At 43.1% G+C, this 8,567-nt stretch carries 3 protein-coding genes and 1 pseudogene; all 4 read left to right on the top strand.

All coding sequences use genetic code 11. The features are described from left to right. Window positions 1-1,009 precede the first annotated feature (1,009 nt). Window positions 1,010-5,449 carry a PAS domain S-box protein gene (locus tag F6K52_RS27365; protein WP_364419955.1) on the top strand — a complete coding sequence of 1,480 codons (4,440 nt, stop codon included), beginning with the start codon at window positions 1,010-1,012 and terminating at the stop codon, window positions 5,447-5,449. 222 nt (window positions 5,450-5,671) lie between these two features. After that, on the top strand, window positions 5,672-7,222 hold the full coding sequence (locus F6K52_RS27355; protein ID WP_293085801.1) for an adenylate/guanylate cyclase domain-containing protein: 1,551 nt from the start codon (window positions 5,672-5,674) through the stop codon (window positions 7,220-7,222). Between the two features lie 181 nt (window positions 7,223-7,403). Beyond that, window positions 7,404-7,901 carry an HNH endonuclease gene (locus F6K52_RS27350; RefSeq protein ID WP_293085798.1) on the top strand — a complete coding sequence of 166 codons (498 nt, stop codon included), beginning with the start codon at window positions 7,404-7,406 and terminating at the stop codon, window positions 7,899-7,901. A 124-nt stretch (window positions 7,902-8,025) separates the two neighbouring features. Then, window positions 8,026-8,567 (top strand): annotated as a pseudogene (locus F6K52_RS27345) (bifunctional oligoribonuclease/PAP phosphatase NrnA); the annotation flags it as partial.

Below are 8,567 nucleotides of genomic sequence, written 5' to 3'. Positions count from 1 at the left end.
TTACAACCTAAAGCATGTAACTAAAAACATACAACTTGTAATATACAACCTATAACCTACAACCTGTAACCTGGTTGAGCCTAGTTTTTTGCAAAGTATCGTTAAGTGGCCTGGAATTTAGTTGAGATTGTTTACTAGAAAACAATCCTTTCGGAATAAATCGATAAAATAAAGGATGTAGGGTTTATGATAAGACCCAACTAATCGTCCTTTTCAACTGACCTAGTTTAAATTTCAATTAATTTATGGAACTTAGTGGCTCATCTGCCAACTCTTCTGACCCTCACCCATATAGATGGGCAGAAGTCTTGGGTACGGTAATTGCGCTGTTGACCTTAACATTACCTTTGTTGATCATCGCTTACTACTCTTCTTCAAATAACTACGTTAATGTTTTGCCACAAACCACCTACTCACCTACGAGATTAGAAGATTGACATACAAGTTTTTTAGATAACCAAAGAAGGATATGTGGGTGCGCTGATTTAAAAACCTTCAATAGCTGAGGTTTAATAGAAAATTCCAGCGTCATGTCCCCTAGGGACTGGCGTAAGGGGGATTCTGTGAAATCTCAGCTTTATAGAAAGTTTGAGTTGAATGGTATACCACTTGCCTTGGCTCCTTGATGATAGTTAACAGCGGACAAGGAAAAGGAGAAAGGGTAATCAGAGGAGATTGGTGTCGTCTCTTTCACCCAGGCTACCTCTTATCAAGCAAAGGGAAGGCAGACAAGGAAAAACCATCAACAATGAACAACAATGAACAATTACCAGTCTCCTTCGCTATAGGCTAGCTTAAGTAGATAGCCTTCACCCATAACCTTTCACTTTTCACTTTAACTAAATCTCTAGCTCAAAAAAACCTTTAATTTAAAGAGAATGAAAAAAATCTAACTAGAAAATAAAAGAATTTGTAAAGTTGCGGAATTTACCGGTTTCTGGATTGAAAATTATGTCATTGTGCGTAAAGATTAATTTCGCCTAACTCCATCTTTGGGCGTATTCCCAAAATGATTTTCATAGCAAAAGGATTCTGGCAACACTTAACCAATTTAGCTTTACTGACTTTGGTTTACCTTGGGCTGGCAAACTTAGTCCATGGATTGATTGCAGGGAATACATTAGTACCACCAGTTTGGTCTCCCGCAGGAATTACCCAAGCAACCGTATTACTACTAAGGGAGTATCTTTGGTGGTTAACCGAACACCAAGGAGTTTTGCCATCGGTTTCTTGGGGAGAATTTTTCTGGATTGTTTCGCCTCAGAGGTTCTGGCCAGTTTCTGGGATAACTGCTTTAGGGTATATCTTGTCAGTATTCCTATCGATAGGATTAGCAAGGTTGTGGCAGCTTCGTCCTTCCCTAGAACGGCGACGAGATGTATTGGGGTTCCTAGGCCTGTCGATGCTTGCCACACTGATCGCTCCGACTGTCAGTCTAACTCACTTACACCTGAGTGGTGAATTTGATGGTAGGAATTTCGGCGGGATGTGGTGGCAATGGTGCTTAGGGGACTTAATGGTGGTTTTAGTCGTAGTACCAGTGTTTTTAGTGTGGTGCTACCTATTTAAGAAATTGAAGGTTGGCAGGTTGTTCGCGTTTGGCCGAAGGCCGACCCTGCGCGAACGGCTTTGCCGAAAGCGTGGCCAATTGGCCAAGGTTGAGAAAGTTGAAGAGTCAACCCAAACTAACCTGCAACTGTCTAACCAACAACCGTTAACCCCTCAAGCAAGCATAACGATAAAACAATTTATTTTGGCAGTTATCTGGCTGATTTCACTTTTGACAGTCAGTTGGGGAGTGTTTGGGTCGGACATTGGGCCAAAAATGGCAACCTATCCCCTCGCCTGGTTGCCATTTCCCTGGCTGATTTGGGCTGCCCTCCAATTTGGTCAACCCCTGACCACCCTAGGCTGCTTGATGGTATCGAGCATTGCTATTGTAGGAACCAGTTTGGGTACCGGACCGTTTTTTGCCAGCACCGGGGACTTGAGCAAAGCAGTTCCCCTGCTACAGGTTTTTATGATACTGATGGCAACAATCGCTTTATTCTTGGCAGCAACTACATCAGAACTAAACGCAGGGGCAAAATTGTTGCGCTTAAGCGAAGCCAAATACCGCAGCATCTTCGAGAATGCGATGGAAGGCATTTGTCAGACCACACCTGACGGACACTATATCAGTGCTAACCCGGCACTAGCGAGAATATATGGCTATCAATCATCGGCAGAACTCGTAGCAAGTGTCACCGATATTGCCCACCAACTTTATGTTGATCCTCAACGACGGGCAGATTTGCTTCTACAGCTACAGGAACATGGTGTTGTTTCAGGGTTTGAAGCACAGATTTATCAAAAAGATGGTACTATAATCTGGATCTCCAAGAATGTGCGGGCGATCCATGATAGTAGTAACTTTCTACTCTACTACGAAGCTACAGTTGAAGATATCACAGAGCGTAAGCAAGCTCAAGAGGCACTTCGTCACCAGAATGAACGGCTGGAACATCAATTTCAAGAGCGAACAGCTACCCTGAGGCAGCTCAATCGACAATTAATCGCGGAGGTTCTTGAACACAAGCGCATTGAGGATGCGCTTAGGGAGAGTGAGGAACGGTTTGCTCTGGCTATTCAAGCCAACACCAACGGACTCTTTGAAATCAACCTGAAAACCTATGATCATTACTACTCGCCCCAATTTCTCAGCCTGATTGGCTACCCATTGGATCAAGATAGGCCGACCATTAATGAATTATTGGCACTGATTCATCTTGAGGATATTGATGAGGTGAAAGCCATCCTAGATAACCTATTGGCTGGACGAAGTTCTCAGCGATGCAGCGCGGTCTTGGGGGAAACCCCCATGAGCGACTGCATCAAGAAGTGGAAACAAAAGTTTCGTCTGCTGCGCACAGATGGCTCAATTTCCTGGATTCTCTCGACTGGTCTGGTGATCAAAGATGATAACGGTGAAGTGGTTCGTCTAGTTGGTACCTTTACTGACATTACTGATAGCCACAGAGTTAAAGCTTTGTTAGCTGGACAAAATCGTATCCTGGAAATGATTACCCAGTGGGAGAAGCTGCCAGATGTACTAGACCGACTGGCTCGGTTGATTGAGGAGCAATTGCCCAAGATTAGGTGTGCCTTCTTCCTGGTGGATAAAAATGGGGTTAATCTGCGTAATAGTGCCGCTCCCAGCCTTCCAGAATCCTACATTCAGGCGATTGATGGTATGGTTATTGGTCCATATATCGGTTGCTGTGGCACTGCCGCCTATTGGCGAGAACCGGTGATGGTTAAGGATATTGCTACTCATCCCCTGTGTGGAAATATAAGGGATGTTGCACTCTCCCACAATCTCAGAGGGTGTTGGTCTATCCCCATTTTGTCCACTCAAGGGACGGTGCTAGGCACCTTCTCAACCTATTACACTGAACCTCATACCCCAAACCGCGAAGAGCAAGAACTGGCGGATAAAGCCACCCAACTCGCTAGAATTGCCATTGAGCGTTCTGTGGTACAGGAGGATGTACTCCGTACAAATGCCATGCTCAAAGCGCAACAAGAAGCTGCCATTGATGGAATTTTAGTGGTTGATGAAAATTTTCGGGTGGTTTCCTACAACCAGCATTTCTGTGAGTTGTGGCAGACTCCAGAACAGTTGTTTCAAGCCAATGATATTAAAGAATTGCTCAAGCAGCTGAGTTCTCAACTTAACCATCCCGATGAATTTCTGGCTCAGGTGGACTATCTCCAGGCTCATCCCAAAACAACGCACTACGATGAACTTGTAACCAAGGATGAGCGTATTTTTGACTTTTATTCAGCACCAGTGCTTACGAGTGGTGGGGATTACTATGGTAGAATCTTCTGCAACCGAGATATCACTGAACGCAAGCTATCAGAGGCAAAACTACGGCAGGCGGAACAGAAGTATCGTAAGTTAGTTGAGTCAGCTGGTGATGCGATTCTGATGGCAGATGCGGAAACCGGAATCATCCTGGAAGCCAATCAGATGGCAGAACAGATGCTGGGTCGTGGCAGAGATGAAATTATTGGGTTGCATCAGAGTCAGATTATTCCACCACAACGATTCAAAGCCTACGCCCAAATTTTCCAGCAACATGTGGAGGCAGGGGGTGTATTTCAAGAAGAACTGGAATTATTGCATCAAGTTGGTACAACCGTTCCTGTAGAAGTTAGTGCGACTACTTTAGAGCTGCAAGGGAAGAGAGTTGTCCAGGGGATTTTTCGAGACATTAGCGATCGCAAACAGGCAGAACAGGCCTTGAAGCAGGCTAAAGTTGACGCGGAAGTAGCCAATCGGGCTAAGAGTGAATTTTTAGCGAACATGAGTCATGAATTACGTACCCCCCTTAACGGCATTTTAGGTTATGCCCAAATCCTCCAAGAGGAACCACAACTGAGCGCTACGCACAAAGAGCAGCTCAGTATTATTCAGCAAAGTGGTCAGCATCTGTTAACCCTACTCAATGACATCCTGGATCTATCAAAAATCGAAGCCAGAAAAATGGAACTGGATGTCAGAGATTTTCAGTTTCCCAAGTTTCTGGAAGGTATTGTGGAAATTGTGGTGATCAGTGCTAAACAAAAAAACATTTCATTCCGTTACGAATTCCTTTCACCCCTGCCTGAATTTGTCAAGGGTGATGAAATAAGATTGCGACAAGTTCTGATGAACCTTTTGGGAAATGCTGTCAAATTTACAGATACTGGTGAGGTAACGTTTAAAGTTGGTTATTTGGGGTGTTCAGAGTTGAGCGTTGATCGGTTTAACCTTCTACCCTACGGTAATGCCAAAGGCGAACAACCTAAAAACCTTGGCCAATTGGCCGTAGGCCACGCTGCGCGAACGGCCACGCTAGGCGAACAAGCTTTAACAGAAAAGCAAGGTACTAAAAAAATGCGCTTTGTGATAGCAGACACTGGCATTGGTATCCCACCAAAACAACTAGCAGAAATATTTTTGCCATTCCATCAAGTGGGCAATACTGACCGTCAGGTTAATGGTACAGGCTTAGGATTATCGATTAGTAAACGTTTAGCGGAATTAATGGGTAGTGAATTAAAGGTGAAAAGTACTCTCGGTCAAGGTAGTATTTTTTGGCTGGATTTAGATTTACCAGAGGTTTCCGAAGAACAACAAGGAGGACAAGGAATTGTAGAATCCACTAAGGGAGAGAAAGCTGAAGATGTTATGCCTGTAGCGCCATCGCAAGAGAAAATTTCCGTTCTGTATGAACTCGCAATTATGGGTGATATTCGAGGCATCCAAGAAGAAGCTAATTTGATTGAACAGTTGGATCATAAATTCATCCCCTTTGCTCAAAATTTGCGTAAATTATCAAAAGGTTTTCAAGAACGACAAATATTGGAATTTGTTGGAAAGTACATGGATAAAAAAGACCAGGAAGCTCCTCGAAAATAAAAGGATTTAAAAAAAACTTATAAAGTTACTAAAAAATAAAGTCTATATCTTTAAAAAACCATCGCCATTTAAATGACTATTTGAACCACTAATAAGTTATTATAGTTTTTAAGGTTTATTTTTAAATAGCACTATTTTATTTTCAGATAATATCCGAGTAGTTTGGTTCTTATTAATTAGCCATTGATTAGCGACAAACCCCAATAACGAGTTCATGTGATTATGAATATTTCCTCAGCAACTCAAACTAATCATCATTCCTCTTCCAGGACAATCCCCCTAACTGAGAGCTATAACAAAATTGGCTATAAAGGTGTAATTGTGATTGTTGATGATAGTCCGACTAATTTAGGGGTAATGTTTGAGTTGTTGAGCAATTCTGGCTTCAAAGTGTTAGTCGCTCAAGATGGCTATAGTGCGCTCCAGAAAGTTAACTATGCTCAACCGGATCTAATCTTACTGGATATTATGATGCCCGGAATTGATGGGTTTGAAACTTGCCGTCGCTTGAAAGCTCAAGAGTCAACTAGAGACATACCAGTTATTTTTATGACCGCTCGTACTGATACTCTCGACAAAGTTAAAGGTTTCAGGCTCGGTGCAGTAGATTATCTCACTAAACCAGTGCAGCACGAAGAAGTAAGAGCGAGAGTAAACACTCACTTGAAACTCGGGCGTTTACAAAAGCAACTACAAGCACAAAATTTTCAGCTGCAACAGGAAATAAAACAGAAACAAGAAGCTGAGCATAAATATCGCAGTATCTTTGAAAATGCCACTGAAGGCATTTTTCAAGTTACACCAGAAGGACAATTTATTACCGCTAATCCAGCACTCGCAAGTATTTTGGGATATCAGTCCCCAGAACAACTGATTAATCAAGTCACGGATATTGCTCAACAACTCTACCTCGAACCGATGCGTCGTGACGATATATTAGCCCTAATCCACACAGAAGAAACGTTATCAGAGGTTGAGTCCGAGGTTTATCGGAAAGATCGTATGGTAATTTGGATTTCGGAAAATATACGAGCAGTCAGAGACAATTTTGGTGATTTACTCTACTACGAAGGCACAGTTAGCGACATTACAGAGCGCAAAAAAGCTGAAGATGAACTTCGTCGTGCCCAAAGCGAAGCTGATATTTTGCTCCTTAATATCTTGCCCCAACCGGTGGCAGAACAGTTAAAAAAAGGAGAACGTACTCTGGCAGAAAGTTTTGAAGATGTAACTGTTTTGTTTGCTGATTTAGTTGACTTTACTAAACTCTCAACCCAAACCTCTCCCACTGAACTGGTCGAAATTCTCAATGTAATATTTTCAGAGTTTGACCAACTAGCGGAGGAGCATGGTGTCGAAAAAATTAAGACGATTGGTGATGCTTATATGGCTGTTGCCGGTCTGCCAAAACCTTGCAAGTATCATGCGGATGCGATCGCTAAAATGGCATTGGATATGCAAAAATTAATTGCGCAATACAATGCTCAAACGAATCACAATTTCCGTCTCAGGATTGGCATCAACAGTGGACCAGTGGTGGCTGGGGTAATTGGAATCAAAAAATTCAGCTATGATTTGTGGGGTGATACCGTAAATATAGCTAGCCGTATGGAATCTCAGGGTCTACCAGGTGGCATTCAGGTTACAGTTACTACCTATGAGAAATTAAAAGATAAGTACCGGTTTGATAAACGGGAACCCTTTGAAGTCAAAGGCAAAGGGAAAATGACTACTTATCTGCTCACAGGTCCTAAAGCAATGGGTAATGGGTAATGGGTAACTGACCTAACTATAGTTGACTTTACCCAAAACCTATTTCTTTACTTCAGCAGTTCAGCAGTTCAGCACTTCAGCACTTCAGTAACACCGTAAATTAAAATAACCCATGGAAAAATAACCCAGATTGAGCAACCTGTGCTACTATCTGGGAAAATCCTCCTAGCTGAGACCACCAATGGGTAAGGTTCTGGTGTTAAACGCCTCCTATGAGCCGCTCAACATAACCAACTGGCGACGGGCAGTTGTGTTGTTGATCAAGGGTAAGGCAGAGCGTATCGAACATAACGGCAAATACGTTTACGCAGATTTTCCACTGCCTACAGTGATTAGACTGCGCCATTACGTCCGGATACCCTACAAAGAGATTCCCCTTACCCGTCGTAACATCCTGCACCGTGATGCTCACTCTTGTCAATACTGCGGTTACACCGGTGATGACTTAACGTTAGATCATGTGATTCCTCGTTCTCGCCATGGAGGTGACTCCTGGGAAAATCTTGTTACAGCTTGCGTGCGCTGCAACGTCAAAAAAGGGAATCGCACCCCTAAAGAAGCCAACATGACGTTGCGAACCCAACCCCGGAGACCTTATAGTAGTCTCCACTTTGAAATTGCTAAAGACTTAAAAACTGGACGGCATCAGGAGTGGCGGAAGTATGTGATTGGTGGCTAGTCCGCTAACTCATGTCACGACTAATCAATCTAAAAGGGGGTTCACCAATGGCTAATGACTAATTGCTAATCACTAATGACCAATGGCTAATCACCAATGGCTAATGACTAATGACTACTAACTAATGACTAACAATTTACTTAACAGTGGTGCGTCTAGCTTAGATTCAGAACAGGTTGATGCTCAAGGGCAACTGCCATCTACTCAAGATGTAAATCCTTCGGAGGGAAATTCCCAAACAAAAAGGCGGCAGTCGGCTACATCAGCTTCAAAAATATATTCAAAAGTACAACAGTTGCAGGAGACTCTAGAGCGTCATCAAAATGATCGGCAACTGGTCATCCTACAAGATTTCCCTGACCCAGATGCTCTCTCTAGCGCTTGGGCTTACCAGCTGATTGCCGAGCAGTATAATATCCAATGCGATATTGTCTATGCTGGTACCCTCTCTCACCAGGAAAACATTGCCCTGGTTAAGTTGACTGGTTTACCAACCAAACGCTGGAGTGTGGAGACCACAAAAAATCAAGATTTATCGGTGTATCAGGGCTATGTGCTGATTGATAACCAGGGTACAACCACCCAGCTGTTACCGATTGTTACCGAGGCAAATATTCCTCTAATTGCAATATTTGATCATCACAGTAGTCAAGGGGAGTTGAAAGA

It is taken from the genome of Moorena sp. SIO3H5 (assembly GCF_010692395.1).
Taxonomy (GTDB): Bacteria; Cyanobacteriota; Cyanobacteriia; order Cyanobacteriales; family Coleofasciculaceae; genus Moorena.
The sequence above is the reverse complement of the archived record's forward strand: the minus strand, read 5'-3'. Positions and strand labels throughout refer to the sequence as shown.